21 protein-coding genes are annotated in these 24,586 nt (G+C 35.7%); 9 read left to right on the top strand and 12 right to left on the bottom strand.

Annotated elements, in window-relative coordinates; genetic code table 11:
* Positions 1 to 284: hypothetical protein (locus G5B32_RS17055; protein ID WP_206366772.1), on the top strand; the 284-nt coding region annotated here is incomplete at its 5' end.
* A 304-nt stretch (positions 285 to 588) separates the two neighbouring features.
* On the opposite strand, the gene G5B32_RS03010 is transcribed toward G5B32_RS17055, so the two are convergent.
* The 8 genes from G5B32_RS03010 to spt all read right to left on the bottom strand — a co-directional run bounded on the left by G5B32_RS03010 (position 589) and on the right by spt (position 6,696).
* Positions 589 to 912, bottom strand: coding sequence for a hypothetical protein (locus G5B32_RS03010; protein ID WP_206366771.1), 324 nt, complete (start codon positions 910 to 912; stop codon positions 589 to 591).
* A complete protein-coding gene (locus G5B32_RS03005; RefSeq protein ID WP_165290073.1) occupies positions 890 to 1,609 on the bottom strand; it encodes a hypothetical protein in 720 nt (239 codons plus the stop codon). Before G5B32_RS03005 ends, G5B32_RS03010 begins: the two co-directional genes overlap by 23 nt.
* 82 nt (positions 1,610 to 1,691) lie before the next feature.
* Positions 1,692 to 2,147: a two-component regulator propeller domain-containing protein gene (locus G5B32_RS03000; RefSeq protein WP_165290072.1), complete on the bottom strand. Its 456-nt coding sequence runs from the start codon at positions 2,145 to 2,147 to the stop codon at positions 1,692 to 1,694.
* Positions 2,148 to 2,258: 111 nt separating this feature from the next.
* Complete coding sequence (locus tag G5B32_RS02995; protein ID WP_165290071.1) at positions 2,259 to 2,645, bottom strand: GtrA family protein; 387 nt, start codon at positions 2,643 to 2,645, stop codon at positions 2,259 to 2,261.
* 3 nt (positions 2,646 to 2,648) lie between these two features.
* Positions 2,649 to 3,335, bottom strand: a complete 687-nt coding sequence (locus G5B32_RS02990) for a CDP-alcohol phosphatidyltransferase family protein (RefSeq protein ID WP_165290070.1) — start codon at positions 3,333 to 3,335, stop codon at positions 2,649 to 2,651.
* 10 nt (positions 3,336 to 3,345) lie between these two features.
* Positions 3,346 to 4,344 carry an NAD-dependent epimerase/dehydratase family protein gene (locus G5B32_RS02985; protein ID WP_165290069.1) on the bottom strand — a complete coding sequence of 333 codons (999 nt, stop codon included), beginning with the start codon at positions 4,342 to 4,344 and terminating at the stop codon, positions 3,346 to 3,348.
* Positions 4,341 to 5,462: a GNAT family N-acetyltransferase gene (locus G5B32_RS02980; protein WP_165290068.1), complete on the bottom strand. Its 1,122-nt coding sequence runs from the start codon at positions 5,460 to 5,462 to the stop codon at positions 4,341 to 4,343. Before G5B32_RS02980 ends, G5B32_RS02985 begins: the two co-directional genes overlap by 4 nt.
* A gap of 25 nt (positions 5,463 to 5,487) precedes the next feature.
* Entirely contained in the window at positions 5,488 to 6,696 is a 1,209-nt protein-coding gene (gene spt, locus G5B32_RS02975; protein WP_165290067.1) for a serine palmitoyltransferase, read from the bottom strand.
* A gap of 335 nt (positions 6,697 to 7,031) precedes the next feature.
* Here spt and smpB point away from each other — a divergent pair, with 335 nt between their 5' ends.
* A complete protein-coding gene (gene smpB, locus G5B32_RS02970) occupies positions 7,032 to 7,487 on the top strand; it encodes an SsrA-binding protein SmpB (protein ID WP_165290066.1) in 456 nt (151 codons plus the stop codon).
* A 2-nt stretch (positions 7,488 to 7,489) separates the two neighbouring features.
* Here the strand turns inward: smpB and G5B32_RS02965 are convergent, their stop codons facing one another.
* The gene (locus G5B32_RS02965) at positions 7,490 to 8,395 is read right to left on the bottom strand and encodes a helix-turn-helix domain-containing protein (protein WP_240898981.1); all 906 of its coding nucleotides are present in this window, start codon (positions 8,393 to 8,395) and stop codon (positions 7,490 to 7,492) included.
* A gap of 158 nt (positions 8,396 to 8,553) precedes the next feature.
* Here G5B32_RS02965 and G5B32_RS02960 point away from each other — a divergent pair, with 158 nt between their 5' ends.
* Both G5B32_RS02960 and G5B32_RS02955 read left to right on the top strand, forming a co-directional pair.
* Positions 8,554 to 10,056: an aldehyde dehydrogenase family protein gene (locus G5B32_RS02960; RefSeq protein WP_165290065.1), complete on the top strand. Its 1,503-nt coding sequence runs from the start codon at positions 8,554 to 8,556 to the stop codon at positions 10,054 to 10,056.
* A gap of 59 nt (positions 10,057 to 10,115) precedes the next feature.
* Entirely contained in the window at positions 10,116 to 10,490 is a 375-nt protein-coding gene (locus G5B32_RS02955) for a DUF779 domain-containing protein (protein ID WP_165290064.1), read from the top strand.
* Between the two features lie 146 nt (positions 10,491 to 10,636).
* On the opposite strand, the gene G5B32_RS02950 is transcribed toward G5B32_RS02955, so the two are convergent.
* The 3 genes from G5B32_RS02950 to G5B32_RS02940 form a co-directional block, all read right to left on the bottom strand.
* Positions 10,637 to 12,829 carry a polyribonucleotide nucleotidyltransferase gene (locus G5B32_RS02950; RefSeq protein ID WP_165290063.1) on the bottom strand — a complete coding sequence of 731 codons (2,193 nt, stop codon included), beginning with the start codon at positions 12,827 to 12,829 and terminating at the stop codon, positions 10,637 to 10,639.
* A 169-nt stretch (positions 12,830 to 12,998) separates the two neighbouring features.
* Complete coding sequence (gene rpsO / locus G5B32_RS02945; protein WP_149914686.1) at positions 12,999 to 13,277, bottom strand: 30S ribosomal protein S15; 279 nt, start codon at positions 13,275 to 13,277, stop codon at positions 12,999 to 13,001.
* 198 nt (positions 13,278 to 13,475) lie between these two features.
* Positions 13,476 to 14,687, bottom strand: coding sequence for an acyltransferase family protein (locus G5B32_RS02940; protein WP_165290062.1), 1,212 nt, complete (start codon positions 14,685 to 14,687; stop codon positions 13,476 to 13,478).
* Between the two features lie 164 nt (positions 14,688 to 14,851).
* On the opposite strand from G5B32_RS02940, the gene G5B32_RS02935 reads away from it, so the two are divergent.
* The 5 genes from G5B32_RS02935 to G5B32_RS02915 all read left to right on the top strand — a co-directional run bounded on the left by G5B32_RS02935 (position 14,852) and on the right by G5B32_RS02915 (position 24,582).
* Positions 14,852 to 16,030, top strand: coding sequence for an ROK family protein (locus tag G5B32_RS02935; protein ID WP_165290061.1), 1,179 nt, complete (start codon positions 14,852 to 14,854; stop codon positions 16,028 to 16,030).
* Positions 16,031 to 16,056: 26 nt separating this feature from the next.
* On the top strand, positions 16,057 to 19,167 hold the full coding sequence (locus G5B32_RS02930; RefSeq protein ID WP_206366770.1) for a SusC/RagA family TonB-linked outer membrane protein: 3,111 nt from the start codon (positions 16,057 to 16,059) through the stop codon (positions 19,165 to 19,167).
* An 11-nt stretch (positions 19,168 to 19,178) separates the two neighbouring features.
* Positions 19,179 to 21,104 (top strand): SusD/RagB family nutrient-binding outer membrane lipoprotein, encoded by a 1,926-nt coding sequence (locus tag G5B32_RS02925; RefSeq protein ID WP_165290060.1) that lies wholly within the window; start codon positions 19,179 to 19,181, stop codon positions 21,102 to 21,104.
* 318 nt (positions 21,105 to 21,422) lie between these two features.
* Positions 21,423 to 22,580 (top strand): ROK family protein, encoded by a 1,158-nt coding sequence (locus tag G5B32_RS02920; protein WP_165290059.1) that lies wholly within the window; start codon positions 21,423 to 21,425, stop codon positions 22,578 to 22,580.
* Positions 22,581 to 22,767: 187 nt separating this feature from the next.
* Positions 22,768 to 24,582 (top strand): PAS domain-containing sensor histidine kinase, encoded by a 1,815-nt coding sequence (locus G5B32_RS02915; RefSeq protein ID WP_165290058.1) that lies wholly within the window; start codon positions 22,768 to 22,770, stop codon positions 24,580 to 24,582.
* Positions 24,583 to 24,586 lie beyond the last annotated feature (4 nt).

Genomic DNA, 24,586 nt, shown 5'->3' with positions numbered 1-24,586 from the left:
ACTGCAAAGGTAGAAACTTTATTTTAAACCGCAAATTTTATTTGAAGTTTTTTTGTTTACCTCCCGTCAGGGATGGCTTATGGTTTTCCCTGATTTCTCAGTTGAAACCGCTTCTAACCTCGTATTTCACTGCTGTTACCAGCATTCCTCCCTTGCGGAGTGGTGCAAAGATAAGGAAGTTTTATAATACGAAACAAGTATTCAGGAAAAATAAAAACGAAATACACCACAACTTATTGTGCAACTGGAATTTTATTTTTACAAAACTATTTGAATCTGTTTAAAACTATTCAAATGCTTCATAAACTTCATTTGATGGATATGAGATATTCCCAATTTCATCTACCACGACTAGGAAATAATAATTGGTAACCCCTCGATTCGGTTTGTTATCCACAATTTTTTCTGCAGTATCATTGGTTTCGCGACTAAAACAGCCTCTTGTCCACGAACAAAACGATAAACTAAATATTTCGCAATTTTACTTTGTGATGGCTGCCATGTCAAGACTACAACATTATCATCATCTATCTTAAAGGATTTTAAATTCTGAGGAGGTAAAATTTTAACGGTATTTGCGAAAGCGACCTATTCATTACTGAATTCACTCTCTATCCCTTGAATATTTTCAGCTGTGATTTTATAAGTTATAGGCAAGCTTCCCACTTCGATACTATCACGATATGAGTTCATATTAATTGGTAACAGCACCGAATTCAACTTTTCATAATTTCCAACGCCTATTTTTCTACATACATTATAGCCTATAGCAACATTCGCATTCTCTGCACTCAAGTTCCAAAAGATAAGGTTGCCAATTTTCTCCTGCATTACTTCCATTAAAAATGGAGCAACTGGTCGGCCTACATCCTTACGAACTGTTATAATATCAGACAAAATCACTTTCAACATTACTCAAACTCTCGGTAGTGATAGCGTATTGCACTAAATGATTATTGAAATGATTAGCTGTATCCACAAATTCCCCTAATCCATCCTTCAAATCAACAGCATAAATAAAATCAGATATTTTTTGCCACTCGCCATCCGAATTTCTGTAAACCCAATAACCTCGGGAGTCATGTTGATTATCTTGCCAAATAAGTTTAGAAACACTTTTGCTTGCTGTGGAATCCAACATAACCAAATAAGGAGGCTGAGGCTTTTTGTCTGTCTGCGTCAATCCATATACCTTGATGCTTGTCTCAGAAGTACGCGCAAAATAATCTACGCCTTCAACATGATAGTAATATTTGATACGAGCAATAATCTGCTGATCAGTAAATTCCATATCATTGGTAGTACCAAACAATTCATAACCATCTTCATATTGTGTAGAGCGATAGACAGCACTCATACTTATAATCTCTGGTTTGAAATAACCCCAAACCAGTAGATTTTTGTGATTAATCGTATCCGTCTGCAAAGTCACACCTTTCGGAATAATAAACTTTTCATAACTAATCAGTTCTATCGTTGCCGAACACGCATAAACTCCTCCGCCAAACTTATTAATTGCAACCTGAACATCTTTATGTGTTAACTTTTCTTGTGCTTGTATGCAACTCTCAAAACTACCCACAACATTTAATAAAGGAAATTTCGCCACTTCAGAAACTAAATGAAGGCGGGCCAAATCACTATCATCAATAATTATGCATATCTGCGGTTGATACTTGGGTTAATACGTGTTAGTTATACATTTTCTCAAGAATATAAACATAAAGACCATTCAATGTACCAATCCACAACTTATCCTCATCTAACAACAAACTCCTGACGTCAACATGTGCTAAATCACCTACCACTTCATGTACATCCTTTATATAATCATAAATGAATAGACCATCACCCGTACCAACAGCCAAATATTTATTGTCTAGCGTCAAAAGCGCATGAATGAAAGTTTTGAATTTTTTGTCTGGTATGGGTGCACTCTTAGCAGTATAACCGTCATAATTATAAAGTCCATTATTTGTGCCCACCCATATCATACCCAAACTGTCTTGTACAAAACAATTTGCTGCTATATTCTGGTGACCAAATGAAATATTCTTTAATACATGATATGCAAAATTACTAGATTGGGCTCTGCATGGCATAGAAATGTATACAAAAAAGATAATCAGCAAATAATTTAGTTTCATAGGGCAATTGGATACTAGCTAAATATAGCAAAGCCTACTGAATTTTCACAGCTCCACCCAACAAAAAAGCCTTCCCATGATGGAAAGGCTTTAAATATTTTCAAGATCCAATTACTTCTTAAAGACCCAAAATTTCTGCAGGGTAAAGTTGAAACCCAAGGAAACTATTACTTCAACAAGTAATTTTGATAAAATACCATCCCACTGCAATCTATCCACAAAGAAATATATCCCAAGCGATTTTAACGTGATACTTCCAATGACAACGAGGATGAATTTCCAAAGCTGATTGGCAATAGGCGTCTTCGGATTGTTAAATGACCAATAGCGATTGATTAAAAAATTAACAATTGCACCTAACGCCCCGCTTATTGCATTGGAAAAAGGTGCTGAAAAATTCAACACCTTATAACAAAAAGAATAAATTCCTAGGTCAGTCATTCCACCCAAAAAGGCAGAAAGCTGTGCTTTAAAAAATTCTTTTAGTTTGAAGCCCATTCTTTAATCTTTATGCTGTTTAGCAAGTTTCTCCGCTTTATCGCGTTCATCACCCAAATCCAACAATTTCTTCGTATCCGCTAAATTGATAAAAAACAAAATCACACAGATTACAATTACACTGTAATTAATTGAGAAAGGAACTAAAACTTCCAATAATAAGACCAAACCAATAATCACACGAATCTCTGTAGGTCCTACAAGACCCGCATCAATAGTATATTTATCAGTGATTTTGTAACGCAATTGTGAAATAATCATTGCCCAACCGTACAATGCTACTAAAGCAAATCCAGAATATTTAAAATCTTCGGAGGCATAAAACACATATCCCAAACCGATTAATACGGTACTCACCCAGTCCATGACAATGTCTAAGGCAAAACCATACCACTTACGTGATTTGTTCCTAAAGAAAGCAATACGTCCATCCAAAGAGTCACCAAACCACTGCACGAAAAAACCAACGATACCTAATAATAATAACGAACGATCCACATATTCTGCAAGCAAAAAACTAATCAGGATCATTAAAGAACCAAAAAATCCTATTGCCGTCAGTCCATCAGAAGAAATCCAATTAGGAATCTTAGGTAGTAGATAGGTAATAAATTGTTGCTCAGGGTTACTTAAAATATTCGTTCTTTTTCTGTCCTGAAACAACTTCTTGTCAATTTTTCCTTCACTCATTACTTTATATTTATAGCCACTTATTGTCTTTATACCACAATAATGTAGCTGTCAAACCTTTTTCAAGATCAAATTGGGGATTGAATCCCAATTTTGTTTTGGCTTTACTGATATCGCAACTCCAATTTTCAGCCGTAAGCTCTCCTAAACGTTCAGGATAAATCACGGGTGTTTTAGAAGAGTTTTTATATAACATTTGGGATACGCGCGCAACAAATGCCACCACTCTGTATGGTATATGCAAACGAAGTGCCTTTTTCTTAAATGTTTTGCGAAAAATATCAGCCATCGCATATTTCGAATATACGTGACCATCTGAAATATTATAAAATTCTAATGCAAACTGAGGAACTTCACAACCTTTCAAAAGCACATCTACTAAATCTTTCACATAGATGAAACTAAGTTTCTGTGGATTGGAACCGATGTAAGGATCAAGCCCTTTATTTAGTGTGTCAAATAAGATAAACAAATCTTTTTCACGTGGACCGTACACAGCGGTAGGTCTGAAAATCGAAATGGGTTTATCTGCAAATCTCTTCTTTATATTTAATTCAGAAGTACGTTTACTACGACCATATACTGTCAAGGGACGATAATCTGTATCTTCTTGAATATCTTCTGTACTATTATATGCGATAGGACCAATAGCAGCCAAACTGCTTACATATACAAAACGTTTCAATTGGACGCCCTCTTCAAAAGCTACTTGCATCAAATTCTGTGTCATTCCGACATTGACGCGCAAAATTTCTTCCTCCGATTTGGATTTTGTTAATGCTGCAGCATGTATGATATAGTCGTATTGCTCTTGAAGAAAAAGATGCTTAAGCTCCTCGACATTGCCAAAATCTGGATGAACAAATTTGTCCACATAAGTTTTAATATCGTCAATCTTACTTGATGACCGGACTGCAGCATGCACTTCCCATCCACGATTTTTTGCTGCTTCAACAAGGTGCGATCCCACAAAACCACTTGCACCTGTTATGAAAACCTTCGTTGTCATATTAATTTTTCATAGATACGGTAACGTTTATATAAATTACCGTTTATCTGCTCTATAGCGTGATTCATCATATAATTATGATCCAACATCCAGGAACATTCTGCCCCTTTGATACCATGCTGCTTCGCATTTTTGATAATTCGTCCATACAAACATGCTTCGATGCCCAATTTACGGTACTCTTCCAAAACTCCAAGCATCATGACGCGCAAAGTTTTGATTTTTTTACGACCAAACAACAATTTGAAAATACCTGTTGGCAATAAACGTCCACGTTTGATCTTAATCTGTATCTCGTTAATATTAGGAATTCCGACAGCAAAACCTACAATCTCATTATCTTTTTCTGCAATAATACAGTAGTTCTGATCTACAATCATTTTGAGGTCCTTTGCGATGTAGGCAAATTCCTCATCAGTCATCGGAACAAAACCTAAATTTTTGTCCCAAGCCTTATTGTATACTTTTTTTATTTTTTCGGCTTCGCTTTTGAAATTTTTCAAATCAATCAAACGTAGAATTATTCCTGAGCGCTTTAAGCGTTCTTCTAACTTATCTAATAATAAAACAGAACGAGTGTTCGCATTTTCTGTCAAGATTTCATACGCGCGAAGGTCTACCTGCTTTGTAAAACCATAATTATCAATTAAATCCATATAATATGGATAATTGTAAGTCATCATCGCCACAGGAGGGCGATCAAACCCTTCAATTAATAATCCGCAGGTTTCGTTTGTAGACAAATTAATCGGACCGACTATCTTATCACCACCTTTCTCTTTCACCCAAGCCTTTGCCGTATCGAAAAGTTTATTGGCTACTTCTTGATCATTAATACAATCAAAAAATCCAAACTGCCCTTCGTTAACTTTATTAAACTCATTGTGGTGAGGATTCCATATTGCCGCAATTCTTCCTACTATTTTATTATCCTTATACGCTAAGAACAATTGTGCCGAAGAATGTAAGTAAAATGGATGCTTGTTGGGATTTAATAAATCGTCTTGAGCTACAAAAAGCTCAGGAACATAATTCGGATCCCCCATATACAAATCATGCGGAAAATCTATGAATTCCGCACGTTGTTTTTTAGTAGTAACAGGTATGATATTAATCATGTCCTTTTTATGTTTTAGTGTAAACTTAGCCTACAAATGTTTCCACCTCAGCAGTTTTAAATACTTTAGCCATTTTTTCAACAGCCTCGTCGATTTGGTCGAAAGTATGTGTTGCCATTAAGGAGAAACGAATCAATGACTCTTCTGCTGGAACAGCTGGAGCAACTACTGGATTGACAAATACACCATTGTCTTGAAGCGTTTTTGTAACATAATAAGTTTTATCATTATTACGAACAAAAATAGGTAAGATCGGACTTTCAGTATGTCCTAAATCAAATCCGCTGTCTAACAATAATTTTTTAGCGTAGTTCGTATTAGCCCACAATTTCTCGATATGCTCTGGTTCTGATTGGATGATTTCCAAAGCTTTCAATGTAGAAGCTACAGAAGCAGGAGTCATACTAGCTGAAAACATTAATGAACGTGCTCTATGTTTCAAATATTCGATAGTATCTTTATCAGCAGCTACGAAACCTCCTAAAGATGCTAACGACTTACTGAAAGTACCCATGATCAAATCAACTTTGTTTTTCAAACCAAAGTGACTTTCTGTACCTGCACCACGCTCACCAATCACACCCAAACTGTGCGCATCGTCACACATTACTGCGGCATCAAATTCTTCAGCTACCTTGATTAATTCTGGAAGATTAACAATGTCACCTTCCATACTGAATACACCGTCTGTAGCGATTAATTTGAAGCTTTCTTCTGGAAGACGAGCAATTTTAGCACGTAAATCTTCCATATCATTGTGTGCATACTTAATTACTTTTGAGAAGGACAATCTACTTCCATCTATGATGGATGCGTGATTGCGTTCATCCAAAAGGATATAATCATTACGTCCTGTGATACATGACAAAGGACCTAAATTGGATTGGAAACCTGTACTGAATAATACCGCTGCTTCTTTCCCTACATAATCAGCCAATTTTTCTTCCAATTCTACGTGAATATCCAAAGTTCCATTTAAGAATCTAGAACCTGCACAACCTGTACCGTATTTTGCTAATGCATCTTGAGAAGCTTTAATAATGCGTGGATCGGTAGTAAGACCTAAATACGAATTCGAACCAAACATTAACACACGCTTGCCATCAATTATAACCTCCGTATCTTGTTTGGATTGTATGGGTCTAAAATATGCGTATAAGTCGTTTGCTTTTATAGGCTCTAGTTGTTCTTGAAGAAACTTATTTGTTCTTTCACTTAACTTTCCCTTGCTCATGCTATAGATATTTCTATTAAAATGCGATTTTTCTTACTTTTTGACTAAAATCAAATAATCGTCAAAAATACGGATTAAATATGAAGTTGATACGGTACATTAAAACTATGACTTTAATCTAACATACTAGAGCTTCCATTGCTTAGTCCATTTTTTACGAATCATTAAACTCTAACCAAAACGTGCAAACTTACAAAATTTTGGTCGGTTATTAGCAATTTTATAAACTTATAAATATCATAAAGTTAAGTTATTGTTAATACACTAACAAGTATTAAGAATATTAAATTCAATGCTTTATTTTATTAAATTTGCAGCATAGGAAGAATTAAAATATGGCTATATCATCCCAAATAAATATAAAAAACAAAAGAGCATCGTTCGAATATCATCTTCTTGACAAATACGTAGCAGGGTTGCAATTGTTGGGGACAGAAATCAAATCTATACGTGAAGGCAAGGCCAATATTAACGATAGTTTTTGTTCATTTTTTGAAGATGGATTGTACATTCGTAACATGCACATAGCCGAGTATTCGTTCGGTTCCTTTTATAATCACGAAGCAAAACGCGATAGAAAATTGCTTTTAACTAAAAAAGAACTCAAGAAATTAAAAGAAAAAGGAGAAGAACGAGGTTTTACTATTGTCCCCTTACGCATCTTTATAAATGAGCGTGGATACGCCAAAATAGAAATAGCTTTAGCACAAGGTAAAAAAGATTTCGACAAACGTGAATCCATCAAAGAGCGTGATACAAAACGTGAACTCGATCGCGTAATGAAATTTTAATTCTAAACAGAAAGCAAGAAAGCACCAGGAGTAATACCTTCTTTACTCTTAAAAATACGTACAAAATAATTTACATCACTGAATCCTGCTCCAAAACAGGATTCTTTGACGGATTTAGTCATTTTGAGCAACTCTTTAGCTTTGCTGATTCGCTCACTGATAACGTATTCCATTGGACTTACACCAAGTTCTTTCTTAAATAGACGCGTCAAACTCGATTTACTCATATTAGCTACTCTCTCTAGAGATTCTATCGAAATTTTCTCAGTAATCCGTGTACGAATAAATTCCTTTAAGTGCAAAAGTACCGGATTCGCAGAATTGCCAATTTCTAATGCCAACATAGATTGCGCTTGCATGAGACGTATCATGACTTCTTTGAAGGTCAAATCCGCATACACACTTTTGAGCGCATTCGAATCCATCATTATGCGAAAAAACTTATTGAGTAGATCGGTCAATTCAGGTGTATTATATAAATGAAAGATATTAGGATCAAAATTCCATTCGCCTATCATTTGATGCTTTGGACTAAATTCATTGAGATAATTCAATATTGAATCTATTTTCGTTTTACTTACGACCAAAGCAGTGCATTGTGTTGGTTTATGCAATGTAGCTTCTGGAAAATCTATCAGCATTTTGGTATAGGATGGAAGCATGAGCATTTGTCCCGGCTGATAATCAAATGCATCTAATTGGCCAATATGCATAACTTTTTTGCCTTCCAACATATTAATCAGAACAATATCGCCAAATTGTAATGGTACGAGGGAACTAGCTTCATATGTTTCGAAAACATGAAGTTCCATTTCGTCTACAGCAAAGGAACGCTTATTCTCTATCAAGGTAGTTAGCTCCTTTTCCTTCGCGTACGGAAGAGTATTTATAAAAGATTTGTTCATCATAACATTAAAAACTTTTATAATTGGCTCGTAACCAAATATAATAAATTGTTACAGACCTTGAAACAATAGTCCTGCACTTTGACACAAATATGCTATAGCACCCCTTTCGTGTTCGGTAAATTTGAATAAACAGATAACACAAATAAATAAACACTAATATGGGTACAATTCAAAGACCGACGTTCAAAGAGCGTTATGACAACTATATTGGAGGAAAATTTGTACCTCCAGTTCAAGGAAAATATTTTGACAACATCTCTCCTTTGGATGGAAAAGTTTTTACACAAGCTGCTCATTCTACAAAAGAAGATTTAGAATTAGCGGTAAATGCTGCAGAAAAAGCTTTTCAAACCTGGGGGAAAACTTCTGCTACAGAACGAAGTATCATTCTGAACAAAATAGCCGATCGCATCGAACAAAATCTGGAATATATCGCGGCAGTAGAAACTGTTGATAATGGTAAAGCCGTACGTGAAACGTTAAATGCCGATATTCCATTGGCAATTGATCATTTTAGATATTTCGCGGGTGTAATCCGTGCAGAAGAAGGTTCATTAAGTGAGTTGGATGCTAATACAGTTTCATTAATTGTACATGAGCCGATTGGTGTAATTGCCCAGATTATCCCTTGGAATTTTCCTTTATTAATGGCGGTATGGAAATTGGCTCCAGCCCTAGCGGCAGGTAATACTGTTGTATTAAAACCTGCAGAAAGCACCCCTACATCTATCATGGTATTAATGGAATTGATTGGGGATCTGATTCCTGACGGTGTGGTCAATGTTGTGAATGGCTTTGGTGCTGAATTAGGCCGTGCCTTAGTAACTAATCCAAAAGTTTCGAAAGCTGCCTTTACAGGATCAACAGCAACCGGGCGATTGGTAATGCAATATGCTACAGAAAACATTATTCCAGTTACGTTGGAATTAGGCGGAAAATCACCAAACGTATTCTTCGAATCGGTAATGGATCATGACGATGCGTTCTTAGATAAAGCTGTAGAAGGCGCAGTTCTATTTGCCCTGAATCAAGGGGAAATCTGTACTTGTCCATCGCGCCTATTAATCCAAGAATCCATTTACGATAAATTCATTGAGAAAGTAATTGAACGTGTAAATGCGATTAAAGTGGGTGACCCACTAGATCCAACAGTAATGATGGGTGCGCAAGCTTCGAAAATTCAAAAAGATAAAATTTTATCTTACATCAAACTAGGTAAAGAAGAAGGAGCAGAAGTATTGACTGGTGGTGATGTAAACAACGTAGGTGAAGGATTTGAAGATGGCTATTATATCAAACCTACCTTATTCAAAGGACACAACAAGATGCGTATTTTCCAAGAAGAAATTTTCGGTCCAGTGTTGGCTGTTACCACTTTCAAAGATGAGAAAGAAGCCATTGAAATTGCAAACGATACAATCTACGGCTTAGGTGCTGGTGTCTGGACTCGTGATGCACATCAACTGTATACGGTTCCTCGCGCCATACAGGCAGGACGTGTATGGGTAAATCAATATCACTCCTACCCTGCTGGTGCTCCATTTGGAGGCTATAAGCAATCAGGTATTGGTCGTGAAAACCACAAAATCATGCTGGATCACTACCGACAAACAAAGAACATGTTGATTTCTTATAATAAAGAAAAATTAGGATTTTTTTAGACACACTATCTATGTATTGGGGTTTCCAAGGAAACCCCATTTTTATAAAAAACTGAATTATGATAAAACGATTAGATGTATCAGAAGAAGCAAAGCAAGTGATTCAACAGTTAGCAGCGCAACATGGAGATTTGATGTTTTATCAAGCTGGTGGGTGTTGCGAAGGGACACAACCTCAATGTTTTGAAAAAGGCGGATATTTTCCAAGAATGAATGACGCCATGATAGGTCTAGTCGAGGGTTTTGAATTTTGGATTGATAGAGACCTTTTCGAATATTGGCAATATTCTCATTTTACTTTAGATGTACTAGACGGTTTTGGACCTGGTGGCTTTTCTTTAGAAACACCTCTCGGCAAAACCTTTAAAGTACATTATCGATTATTCTCCGAAGACGAATTAAAAGATTTAGAACCTGTGAAACGGAGTGAGTAAAAAATTATTATCTCTACTCTTTAAAAAGCTCCTTATAAATCGTTTGTCTAAAAATACACAGACAATAATAAGTAAGCTGAATCTCATTCCACAAAAAAGCTCAACCTTTTTTGATTGAGCCTTTATAATATTATGTTATTGAAAAATTAAGCTTTTGGCGCTTCAGGAGCTGGAGCTGCTGCAGCTGGCTTATCTTCTCTTTTTGGTTTGTCTTCACGTGGAGGACGAGGCAATAAAGCTTTGCGAGAAAGTTTCATTTTACCTTGTTTGTCAATATCTAACAATTTAACAGTTACAATATCACCTTCTTTGTAGATTCCGTCCATAGATTCAAGACGTTTCCAATCAATTTCAGAAATGTGTAATAAACCATCTTTACCTGGCATAATCTCAACGAAAGCACCGAAAGCCATAATAGATTTCACTTTACCTTCGTACGTTTCACCAATTTCTGGTTTTGCTACGATATTTTTGATACGTGTAGTAGCCGCGTCGATAGAAGCTTTATTATCTGCAAAAATTTGAACGATACCTTTGTTATCTACTTCTTCAATAGAAATAGTAGCGCCAGTTTCGCGTTGCATTTCTTGGATGATTTTACCACCTGGACCAATTACAGCACCGATAAATTCTTTATCGATAGTCAATTGGATGATACGAGGAGCGTGAGGTTTGTAATCTTCACGAGGCTCTGCGATAGTTTTCTTCATCTCACCTAAGATATGAAGACGAGCTTCTTTCGCTTGATCCAACGCTTGAGTTAATACTTCCCATTTCAAACCATTGATTTTTAAGTCCATCTGACAAGCAACGATACCATTTTCTGTACCCGTTACTTTGAAGTCCATATCACCTAAGTGATCTTCATCACCTAAGATATCAGAAAGAATAGCATATTTACCTGATTTTTCATCCGTGATTAAGCCCATTGCAATACCAGATACTGGTGATTTTAATTTCACACCCGCATCCAATAAAGCTAACGTACCCGCACAAACAGTCGCCATTGAAGAAGAACCGTTTGATTCTAAGATATCCGAAACAACACGAATTGTGTACGGATTTTCAGAATCAGCAGGCAATACTTTTTTCAATGAACGCATAGCCAAGTTACCGTGACCAATTTCACGACGACCAGCACCTCTATTAGGTCTTACTTCACCTGTTGAGAAACCTGGGAAGTTGTAATGTAAAATGAATTTGTTGTATCCATTGATAAATGCACCATCAATCATTTGCTCATCGTCTTTAGCACCTAAAGTAACGGAAGTCAATGATTGTGTTTCACCACGTGTAAATACTGCTGAACCGTGTGCTGCAGGTAAATAATCTACCTCAGACCAAATAGGACGTACAGTACGTACATCACGACCATCTAAACGAATTCCTTCATCCAATACTAGATTACGAACCGCATCGTATTGTACATCGTGGAAATATTTTTTAGCTAAAAATTTAGTCTCGTCGTCGATTTCTTCACCTAATGAATCAATTACTTCTTGACCAATAGCGGCAAATTTTTCAGAACGTTCATGTTTAGAAGAACCAGATTTTGCAATCTCGTATACTCTATCGTAAGTAGCACTGAAAATTTGAGCTCTTAACTCTTCATTCGAAGGCTCGTGGTTAAACTCACGTTTAGTCTCCGAACCTACTAATTTTGATAATTCTAATTGTGCAGCAACTTGCTTTTTGATAGCCTCATGTGCAAAAGCAATAGCCTCTACCATTTCAGCTTCCGAAATTTCGTTTGCTTCACCTTCTACCATCACGATATCTTGTGCAGAACCAGCAACGATAAATTCTAAAGTCGCTTTATCTAATTGAGATAAACGTGGGTTGATTACTAACTGACCATCGATTTTCGCTACGCGTACCTCAGAAATAGGACCGTTGAAAGGAATGTCAGACACAGCGATAGCTGCAGAAGCCGCTAAACCAGCTAATGCATCTGGCATAATATCTTTATCAGCAGAGATCAACGAGATCATCACTTGCGTGTCTGCGTGATATGTTTCGGGGAATAATGGACGTAAAGCTCTATCTACCAAACGAGAAATCAACACTTCATAGTCTGATAATCTTGCTTCACGACGTAAGAAACCTCCTGGGATACGACCTGTAGCCGCATATTTTTCTTGGTAGTCTACAGAAAGTGGTAAGAAATCCACACCTGCTTTAGCTTCTTTTGATGATACTACTGTTGCTAACAACATCGTATCACCTTGCTTTAATACTACAGAACCATCAGCCTGTTTAGCCAATTTACCTGTAGACAATTCGATAGGAGCAAGTCCGTTGCCTAAATCGATTGTTACTTTTTTTTCGTTATAACTCATTGTTTTGTAATTCGAGATGCATTTTTCCTCTTTATTCTACTGATGCATCGATTTTTATGACCTTTAAAAATTCTGAACAAAGTTACGGATTTTTTATTCTATGTAAGCATAATACAAAAAAAAGCCATCCAAAAATGGATGGCTTTTTAAGCTTTTCACTGTATGAAGCTTACTTGATGATATCACGTAAACCTAGACCTTTGATGATCGCACGGTAACGGTTGATATCTTTTTTGTACAAATAAGCTAATAATGAACGACGTTTACCTACTAATTTTTGTAGAGAACGTTGTGTATTAAAATCTTTTCTGTTTTTTTTCAAGTGCTCAGTTAAGTGAGCAATTCTTTTAGTGAATAAAGCAACTTGTCCTTCTGCAGAACCAGTGTTTTCAGCTGCACCAGCAAATTCTGCGAAGATACCAGCTTTGTACTCTTTACTTAAATACATTTCGTGAATAATATTAAAGCGTTAAAAATTTAATTAATTGTCTGCAAAGGTAAGCATTAAATTTGAAAATGAAAAGAATTTGGAAATTTGAAAATTACCTTATCTATGAGCAATTATCTCACAGTCAGATTTCCCATATATTTAGACAACTATCTATACTATTTCCAAATTTAACTATTTTCCAAACTTTCATATTACTTACACCTTCACGTAAATACCTTTTTTATCCATGAAATAACCGATAATCCACATCAGCGCCAAAAACAATAATGAATAAACTAATGACCCGATTTCAGGTACTCCCGGCATTTGCGCACAAACATTTTGATAAAACCAAGATAAAGGCGTGATGTATAATTGTTCTCCAGCATCAGACAATCCATTCGGTATACGAATTAAAACCATAGCTTTTGGAAATAAACCACTCAATACAAATATGAATAATGGGTTTTTGCCAAAGACATCAAAAAATTTAGTTAACCAATTCTTAACACCTTGTACCTCGATATACCATATCATTCCGCCAATCGTCATAATTCCCAATCCAGTTGTGTAGAGCACGTACGAGCTAGTCCATATCTTTTTATTAATTGGAAATCCTAATGACCATGCCCATCCCAAAACTATAAGGATAAATCCTGTCACAAAAAGTCCAGACAATAATTTAAAATGTGGTTCATTGGAAGCAGGAACTTTAGTCCACAACCAATCTACCTGACCTTGTTTCTTAATAAACACTCCTATTAAATAACCGAATACAACTTGTACTACCGCAGGCAAGGCACTCATCAGTCCTTCTGGATCAAAAGGTACGCCTTCTCCTTTATACATATGCGGTACACCTAAAATATTTTTATCTATTTCAGTACCAAACCATCCTGCTAATGAATAAGGATCCTCACCACCTAATGCCGCGCATATCCCCCAATAACCAAACAAAATTAGAGCTGAAATATAAATTAACGTCCGCGGTTTAAAGTAATATGCAAGTATAGATGCAAAGAAGTAAGCAATAGCAATACGTTGTAATACCCCAAGAATTCGCACCCCTTTTGTAGGATCGACACTACTCATCCACTCTCTGAATTGGAGTGTACCATCAATCCATTGGACAAATGGGAACCAATTTAATCCCAATCCTATTAAGAAAATAAGAATTGTTCTTTTAATCACCTTTTTCCAAAAAATAGCATCTCCTGCTTCTTGTAATCGAGGAATAACGAATGACATAGCATTTCCTACTGCAAATAAAAAAAAAGGAAACACTAAATCCGTTGGCGTACATCCATGCCAGGGCGCATGTTTCAACGGAGCAAACATAATTCCCCAAGTCCCTGGATTATTGACCATTATCATAAGTGCAACTGTAGCACCTCGAAACACATCCAGCGAATAATAACGTTGTTTCATGTAATTAGATAGAGTTTAGTTTCCCGAAGATAAAAAAATGATTTGACAAGTGACTTAAAATAAAAATGCAGGAAACAAGTACAACTTATTATATTTTTTAAAAAGTATTTGGAATTTAAAAAATTATATACTTAACTTTATAAAACATTTACAAGAACCTATTTATGATGGACCAGTTTTATACGCAAATTATAAAATCCCTATATTTTTCTGGACCACAATCAATAGCAGAGATAAGTAATTCTATTGGGAAAAGCGTTCCAATTATTGCTAAATCGATACAGTCATTGATTGACCAAAATTTTGTTATTCCAGACGGCCTTAGAGCCTCAACTGGTGGCCGTAGAGCGGCAGCCTACAAATTGAACAAAGAAAAAATTGGAAATACGCTTACAATCAGTATAAATAGGTATTCCATTATTATGGGCTTATATAATATTTTCAACGAACCGTTGATAGAAAATATAGATATAAACATTAATCAGTTCGATGACTTGACTATATACCACAGTATAGTTGTTTATGCTGAAAAAATTATAGAAACCTATAATACATATCCAATTTTTGCTATTGGCATTACTACTCCAGGATTTGTCGACTCTCACAAAGGTGTAAATAATTCGTATTCAAAGGAATCTCCATTATACGATCTACCTCGTAGATTAAAAAATGATCTTAAGTTAGACGTTTATATAGAAAACGATTCATCAGCCATCGCAATTGCGGAAAAAAACTTTGGGAAAGCGAAAAACACAAATCATTCACTAATAATCAATTTAACTTGGGGCGTTGGATTAGGAATTATAGTAGATCAACAATTATTCCGAGGCTTCAATGGGTTTGCTGGTGAATTTAGCCATATTCCATTGGCGGATGAGAATAAACTGTGCTCATGTGGCAAAAAAGGCTGCTTGGAAGTAGAAGCTTCACTCGAATCCGCAATAGAATACATAAAAGAAAGACTGAAAGAAGGCGAAGTATCGTTATTAGCACCTCATGTAGAGAGTAAAGACAAGTCACAATTTCTAAATTCACTTATCCAAGCTTACAAACTGGGCGACCAATTAAGTATTCATGGAATAAAGAAAATGGGGTTCATGCTAGGTAAAGGTATAGCCACGTTAATACATATTCTAAATCCTGAGAAAGTAATCATTAGCGGCATTGGAGCTGCCTTTGGAGCTATCCTGTTACCAGAGATTCAATCATCAATTCACATTTTTTGTATTCCAAGACTATCACAACGTACATCTATCGAAATATCAAATCTAGACAATATACAAACTATTGCATCAGCTTGTGTAGCTGTCATGCAAAGTGACAACTTAATAAAAAATCAATAACAAACATTCATTACTACTAACAAATTATGAGCACATTTTACAAACATTGGAGCATTTCGCTGTTGATGCTAATATGTAGCATTACAACAGTGTTTGCACAACAGACTGTTACTGGGAGAGTAACAGATTCTAATGGAGGCTTGCCTGGTGTGACAGTTTCTGTCCTTGGCACAAATAGAGTCACCCAATCTAACACAAATGGTAATTTTACTATTCAAGCTAACAATGGAGAAAAATTAAAATTTTCTATACTAGGCTACCTTTCTCAAGAAATCACTGTATCGGGCACAACAGTAAGTGTTACTTTAGAACAAGATGCTAGCGGCATCGACGAAGTCGTAGTGACAGCAATGGGTATTAAAAGAGAGAAAAAATCCTTAGGATACTCATTTCAGGACATTAAAGGGGATGCATTAGTAGAAGCAAGAGAAAACAATATCGCTAACGCCTTGACGGGTAAAGTGGCAGGTTTGCAAATTATCAAAGGTTCAAGTGGTCCCGCTTCATCATCTAAAATTGTTTTGAGGGGTTTCACATCCTTAACGGGAGACAACCAACCTTTAATCGTTGTGGATGGCGTTCCTATGGAAAACTTTGCTGGTGCGTCGAACAATGATTTTTGGAACCCATCTGCAGATATGGGTAACGGTATCGGAGATTTAAATCCCGAAGATATCGAAAGTATGTCCGTATTAAAAGGTGGTGCTGCTTCAGCTTTATACGGTTCAAGAGCCTTAAACGGAGTAATCTTAATCACCACAAAATCAGGTAAAAGTTCTAGAGGAGCGGGTATTTCTTATTCGGCTACCGTAGGATTAGAAAATCTTTTCATTACGCCAGAACTTCAAACGGAATTTTCTCAAGGTACGGATGGATTATTTAATGCACAGTCAGGAAGTAATTGGGGAGAAAAGATTACCGGTCAAAGTGTAACAGGCTGGGACGGAAAACCACACACTTTACAGGCATATAACAATTTAGATAATTTCTTCAAGACAGGTGTAAACACAACTCACAATTTAACTTTCCAACAATCTTTAAGCGAAGGCACTAGTTTGTATACTTCAGGCACCTATCTACATGACGATAGTAAAACGCCAGGCGTAAAATTGGATCGTTTGAACCTAATCTCTAAACTGACATCACAATTTGGTGCAGAAAAAAGATGGACCACAGATTTGAAAGTTCAATACATGAATACAACAGCTAATAACAGAGCTGTTGGTGGTTCAAACGCAGGTAACTATTATTCTACGGCATTATTAATACCTAATACAATTGATATTACGGAATTCGAAGCAGGCATGGATCAACCTGGGGCAAATCAAACTTGGTATAATAACAGTAATACAGTAAATCCATATTGGGCGGTAAATAATAAGTTAAATAAAGATTCGAGAAATCGCTTTTTATTAAATGCGACTATCAAATACAAATTTAATGATTGGTTAGATGCGGACTTCAGAGCTGGTTCGGATCTATATAACACGAAATTCGACAGTAGAACCTATACAGGATCTTCATTAACAAACTCGTATAGTGTAGGATCTGACAACTTCAATGAGCGCAACTACATTGTAAGTTTAAATGCACGTAAAGACAATTTATTTGGTAAATGGAATGGTTCAGCTTCTGTTTTCGGACAAATAATGAAACAAAGCTCAAATTGGCTCTCCTCATCGGCAGGTTCGTTGACTGTACCGAATTTATTCACAATTAGCAACTCAGAAGGAAATCCAGGAGTGTCGGAAGGTATTCGTGAAAAACAAATCAATTCATTATTCGGAACTGCTGAAATCAACTACGATAATTTCTGGTTTATCAACGTGACAGGTAGAAATGACTGGTCATCAACTTTAAGCAAAGCGAATAGATCATATTTCTATCCTTCAATAAGTACATCATTGGTCGTGTCTGATATGATTAGCAAAACTGGAGGTTCAATCCCTACCTGGTTAAATTTTGCTAAACTACGCGCTTCATATGCGGAAACTGGAGGCAGTCTTGCTCCTTATGAACTATATAACACATATTCAATCGGAAAAGATCCTAATGGAAACACCACTGCTTCTAAAAACCCAACTTTGTATAATCCAAATGTACTAAGTGAGCTTCTAAAATCATTTGAAGTTGGTTTTGACATCAGAGCATTCGATCGCTTCTCTTTAGATTTTGCTTATTACAAAACTAATGCAACCAACCAACTTATTAAATTGGCTATGAATCCTCTTTCAGGATATCAAAACTATATGGCTAATGCGGGTAATATTCAAAACAAAGGTTTAGAAGCCGTATTAGGAATTAATGTTTTAAAAAATGCTGAAAGTTTACTTTGGGATATTAATGTCAACTACTCTAAAAATGTAAACGAATTGATCGAGCTTACAGAGGATCTAAACATCTATCAATTAGGTGGCTTTGACAATTTGCAAGTTAATAGTACAGTTGGTCAACGTTATGGTACTATATACGGAACAAAATATGCGCGCGTGGAGGATACTAGCAGCCCTCATTATGGCAAAATTATCGTAAACGGTGATGGACTTCCAACAGCAGCAAACGGTTCTCATTTATTAGGTGATCAAAGTGCAAGAGCTTTATTGGGTATCACAAACTCCTTCTCTTACAAAAATGTTGGATTATCATTCTTAGTGGATGGTAGATTTGGCGGAAAATTCTTCGCTGGTACTAATCTAGCATTGCAACGTGCTGGACTTGCAGCAGAGACTGTAGTAAATGGCGATAGACAACCATTTGTGGTAGATGGTGTAGTGAGTGATGGCAATGGTGGTTATACTGCGAATACTAAAACGGTAACCCATCAACAATATTGGAACCAAGTGACTAACACTTCTGGAAACCTAGGTATCACGGAGCAAAATCTATATGACGCGACGAATATTCGTTTAAGAAATATACAATTGAGCTACAGTATTCCTGGAAGATTATTGAATTCTTCAATAGTAAGAAGTGCTAAATTTTCTTTATCCGCTAACAATGTTTGGATGATTAAGAGCCACGCAAATGGTGTGGATCCAGAATCAGTATATGCGATTAGCACCAATGCTGTGGGATTCGAGTACCTATCATTCCCAACTTCACGCTCATACTTTTTAAATATTTCATTGGGCTTCTAAAATCTAAGAAAATGAAAACGAAATTAACAAAACTTACTATAGCAATTGCATTAGCAACCGCAGCATCATTTTCGAGTTGTTCGAAATTTGATGAAATAAATACTAACCCTACGCAAGCAAATGAAAATCAAGTTCAAGTAGAGTATTTTATTAATAATTCAATAATTGCAGCGCAACAAGATCCACATATTGCTGAACGCGTATTTGTATTGTATTGGAAAGCTGCTGGCCGTCAACACCTTTCAGGAGGTATTACCAGTGGTGGATACAATGATGATTGGACAAACGATTATTGGCGCTACATCTCAGAATGGTTAAATCACGCAAATACAGCACTTCAAATCGCCGAAATGAAAGTTGTAAATGGCTCTGCGCAACCTTATAACAATAACCTTACTCAGGTAGCTAGAATTTGGAGAGCATATTTGATGAGTGAATTGGCAGACAATTTTGGTGCTATTCCTACCGAAGCATTTGCTGGCCAAAATCCAGAATTCAAATCAACACAAGATGTGTACTACTTCTTGTTGGCCGAACTGAAAGATGCTACAAGCAAAATAGATGCTAATATAACTCGTCCTGACAAACTTCAAAACCAAGATCCCGCGTACAAATATGATTGGGACAAATGGATTCGATATGGTAACTCAATGCGCCTTCGCTTAGCTATGCGTATCGCTGAGGTAGATGCTAATAAAGCAAAATCAGAATTTGAAGATGCTGTAGCATCCAACAAATTAATCACTACAGCAGACCACAATTTCAAAGTAGCAGAGCGACCAGGATGGGATCCACTTTCTGGTGTGATGAGTAGAGAATGGAATGGTCAGGTAATTTCTACAGCACTAAATAATATTTATGTGGGTTTAGGAGGTGTTAAATCCGAGGATCAGTTAGGCGATCAATATCATTCAGCTATAAAACCAGAAAACTACATTGGAAAAAGAATGTTAGGTCATTATTCCACTCGAACCAATGATCCAACAGCGGGATATTTCTTTGATGGTTTACCTAATATTATAGACCCACGAGCCTATAAAACCTTCTATATACCGGGAGATATTAATAGCAATACTTGGTCTAATTATCCTTCATATACGAGCGATGCTTCGACTACCCAAGTTAAATTTCCTCCTGTAACAGGATTCAATACGGATACTATTAGGATAGATACGAAATTCACTTGGAGCACGGCAGTAAGTGGTGACTTTGGAGCCAAAGGCGCTGTGAACCCAATTCGTTCGATTCAAGTCGGAAAAATGCCTGCACTTGCCAAGACTTATAGAACAAGTAACTCTTCCCGTATATTCTTCGCGAGCTGGGAAACTTACTTCTTACTTGCTGAGGCTTCGCTAAAAGGCTGGAATACGGGAACTACTGCTCAAGCGGCTTATGAAAATGGCGTGAAAGCTAACTTTGATTACCATGGAGTTTCCCAATATGCATCAGCATACTTGAATTCTGAAACCTACAATAGAGTGGGAACATCGGTAAAATTCACCCATACAACAGAGCCGGGTGCTTCGAGAACGATGAATTATGTAGACGGCTACACAGGAGTGGCAGGCACCGCAACTATTCAATATCCTGTCAATAGTATTTATAAAAACGGAACTGTTCGCAACGATGCTTTAACAAAAATCATAACCCAAAAGTATATTGCAAATATGCCATGGTTGCCGTTAGAAGCATGGTCAGATCACAGAAGATTAGGTTTACCTTTCTTCGAAAATCCTGCGATTGAAAATCCTTTGCCAAATTTGCCAGCATTGACAACTGCAAATTACATGACCAATCAGATCAAATTTTTCCCACAAAGGTTAAAATATCCATCTAGTCTAATGAACTCCGACAAAGATGGCTATGATAAAGCCGTTTCTTTGTTGGGTGGTCCTGATGCGGTATTGACACCATTATGGTGGGCTAAACAAAACTAAGTTATCTTTTATTCATATGAAATGCGCTCCATTGGGAGCGCATTTCTTTTTTGGACTATAAAAGAATACAATCCTAAAGGATACAATGGAAAAGAAAAAAGAAGAAAATTTTTACTAAAAAGAAAAAAGTAAAACTTTTTTTTAGTAAAATAGCTATACAATTATTTTGATCTTATAATCCACTAATTGCAATACCAAATAGTCTCTCAGTAAAGTTTTAATTTTACATTTTTCTAAAAAAGATAATATTTAGCCTTATTAAATTTTAATTTTATTAATTTTTAATTTATATATTTACAAAAATAAAAACCAATTACCATGAATCTAAACACTAACATCCTTAAAAATTTGTTCTTTTTGGGCTCTACCTCCATCGGCGATTTAAGCCTTGCTGTAGAAAAAAGTATACCTATTACTACCAAAGGAATCAAAGACCTACTAAAAAAAGGATATATTATAAATTTAGGTCTCACAGATTCTACAGGTGGTAGAAAAGCATATTTATATAAAGCCGATAAAAATAAATTAGGATATATAATTTCGATTTCGATAGAAAGGAAACGTACTTTGATTGATGTTTATAATATGGATATCGAAAAGGTTGTAGATACAGTGAAAATTCCTTTATTAATCACCGCGGAAAACGAATTACTGGAAGAAATTGTTAGTGCTGTTGAAAATATAAAGCAACAGTTTGGTAAATCAGCCTTTTTGGGTATTGGTATTATATGCCCAGGTTTCGTAGATGCTGAAAAGAAAATTAATTCTTCGCACTTACCTGATTCTCCTTTGTATAATGTAGCGGGCATTTTAGAAGAGCGCACATTATTACCTACTTATATTGAAAATGATTCAACAGCGATTGCTTTGGTAGAAAAACATTTTGGGAAAGCTAAAAACTCTTCTCATACTCTTGTAATCAATTTGACATGGGGTGTGGGATTAGGAATTCTTATCAACAATAAGATCTTTAAAGGTCATAAAGGTTTTGCTGGCGAATTTAGTCATATCCCATTAGCAGATAGTAATAAATTATGCAGATGTGGCAAAAAAGGCTGTTTGGAAGTAGAAGCTTCTCTCCAGACTGCTATTGATTATATTGAAGAACGTCTTAATGCAGGAGAAGCTTCCATTCTAAGTACCAAAGATGGTCCGATTACTTACGAACAACTAGTGCATGCTTACAATGTAGGGGATCAACTGACAATCGAAGCAATTAAAAAAATTGGACATATGCTGGGGAAAGGAATTGCAACGTTAATTCATATTCTCAATCCAGAAAAAATAATTCTGGCAGGAAAAGGAATAGTTTTTGGCGATATTATCCTTTCAGAAGTACAATCTTCGATTCATCTTTATTGTATTCCTCGTCTTTCTGATCAAACTAAATTAGAATTATCTGAATTAAAGCATGATTTAACAGTGGCTGCAGCAAGTACATTGATCGAACAAATTCCTAAAATTTCGTTGTCTTAAAAGAAAAATTATTCTAGGTTATATTAATTATTATACAGAATTAATCACTAAAAATTAACCAATATACCTTTATTTCAAAAGTTTTTTAAAAACCATTCGTTCATTTCCAAAAACTGTTATCTTTAAAGAGAGGTTAAGTAAAAATTTGAGAATAACACCTCTAATTAAACAATTTAGCTGGATATTAATGTTTGAAAATGACTCTTTGGATAAGTTCAAGGTAGAAGGAATATTACGGATAAATACCACGGGCTTTATCATAGAGCTCACTCCTGAAGCACAATATTTATTATCCATAGCTGATGTGGATAATATAAATGTGCTTGAAGAATATTCATTCTTAGATTACAACTCTTTAAGACCAGTATTATCCGAAATCCCTCTCAGTAACGACTCATACATTATCCAAGTAAATACAAACAAAAATACGAAGTACCTTTCTGCTCATTTTCAACTATGCCAATCTGAAGATGAATATATAGTTTCATTGTATGATAATACATTTTTAATAGAACAACTTATACAATTAAGGAAACAGGAACATCATTACAGGCTTTTAGTATCTTCGATTAATGATATTATTTTCGAAGTAAATAAAGAAGGAGTGTTCTTAAATTATTGGACAAATAAACCAGAACTACTAATACTCCCTCCCAGCACCTTCCTTGGAAAAGTTTTAACGGATGTTCTTCCTCCAGCAATTTCAACTAAAGCTAGTCCTCTAATACGGGATAGCCTCGAAAACAGAACTGAAAATACCTTAGAATATAGCTTTGCTCAGGGCAGTGAAAACATCAAATGGTATTCATTAACGATCAAACCTATTCCTGATAACGCGGAAATCGTTGCCGTTGTCATTACCGATATTACCAAGCAAAAAGAATATCAAGATCAATTGATCTTTTCAGAACGCAAGTTCTATCAGGCTTTCCATTTTTCGGGTGTAGGAACTACGCTCACCTCTATAGACGGCTACGTGGTAGAAAGCAATCATACAGTTTCAGAAATTTTAGGTTACTCTAAGGAAGAGCTTCAAAAGATCCGCTCGAAGGATATTACACATCCAGATGATAAGAAATATGATTTATTGGTGCGAAATGAATTAATCGAGGGAAAAAGAAATTACCAAACATTTTTGAAAAGATATCTACATAAAAGTGGCTATTATGTATGGTGTTCTATTACCATTTCTTTAGTTCGGGATACCCAAAAGAATCCTAAATATTTCATAGTTCAGCTTGTAGATATGACAGGTTTAAAAAGAAATGCAGATGAATTAGAAATCAAGAGAAATCATTTAGAAACAATAAAAGCACACTTAGAATCCAAAATTCTGCAAATAGAAGAAGCCAATCATATCATAGCGCACAACTTCCTAAGTCCTCTAGCTAATATTAAAATGTTAATAGACAGCATCAAAGAATCTCGGGAAAAAGAAAGCATAGATGTGTTTCTGGAACTTTTAAAATCAAGTTGCGATGAATTGGATGAAACCGTAGAAGATTTAATTGTGATTACCTCCGATATTAATCGGACTAAGGATAAAAACGAGATAGAACTTTGCAATTTTCATGCTGTCTTGGAAAAAATAATCAACATACATAATCCAACTATACTACAAAAAGCAGCAACCATTACTAAAGATATAGAAGTTAAAGAAGTAAAAACCCAAAGAGTTACTTTATACAGTATCATTAACCAACTTTTGGATAACGCTTTACAGTTTTCAGATCCTAAAAGAAAACCTCTAATTCATGTGAGAACCTATCACGATGGGAATTATGTTACTTTGTCTATTCAAGACAACGGCCTGGGAATGGAATTGGAGAAAATGAAATCACAACTTTTTATGTTTAAAAAGATATTTCATCGGGGATTTGAAACAAAAGGTATCGGTCTTAACATCACAAAATATCAAGTGGAGTCTCTTGGTGGTAAAATAGATCTTATAAGTAAGGTGGGCGAAGGCACAACATTTTTTGTTAAATTTCCAATAATATAATATA

Origin of the sequence: Sphingobacterium sp. SGL-16, assembly GCF_011043515.1 — a bacterium.
Taxonomy (GTDB): Bacteria; Bacteroidota; Bacteroidia; order Sphingobacteriales; family Sphingobacteriaceae; genus Sphingobacterium; species Sphingobacterium litopenaei.
Note: the sequence above shows the minus strand (reverse complement) of the source record. Positions and strands in the feature narration are given on the sequence as shown.